1 protein-coding gene is annotated in these 352 nt (G+C 69.3%); it reads right to left on the bottom strand.

The window, feature by feature from the left end; all coding sequences use genetic code 11:
* On the bottom strand, positions 1-352 hold a 352-nt coding region (locus L687_RS42675), incomplete at both ends, for a GEVED domain-containing protein (protein ID WP_040569577.1).

Here is a 352-nt window from a genome sequence, read left to right as displayed (position 1 = left end):
GTCCTCCACCTCGCCCACCCCTCCCGCGCCCGTGGGCATGGAGGTGGTCAGGGCGGTGCCGCTGGAGATCCGGAACCGCGCGAAGGTCGGTCCCGCGACGGTCTGTGCGATGATTCCCGGCCAGGTGAGCGTGACCGAGGATCCGTCGGGCGTTCCCGCCGGGACCACCGCGGATGCCCCCTCGTTCGCGTCGAAGACGCCGTTGCGGTTGAAGTCGACCCAGCCGACCAGTGTCGCCGGCTGACCCGGCACCTTGTTCGACGCCAGCACCGACACCGAGTAGCTGCTGGTGATCCCTGCGGTGATCGGCCCGAACGTCGCGACGCCGTTCTCGTCGTCGATGAACTGGTTC

Origin of the sequence: Microbacterium maritypicum MF109 (assembly GCF_000455825.1) — a bacterium.
Taxonomy (GTDB): Bacteria; Actinomycetota; Actinomycetes; order Actinomycetales; family Microbacteriaceae; genus Microbacterium; species Microbacterium maritypicum_A.
This window is presented reverse-complemented; position numbering and strand designations above follow the sequence as displayed.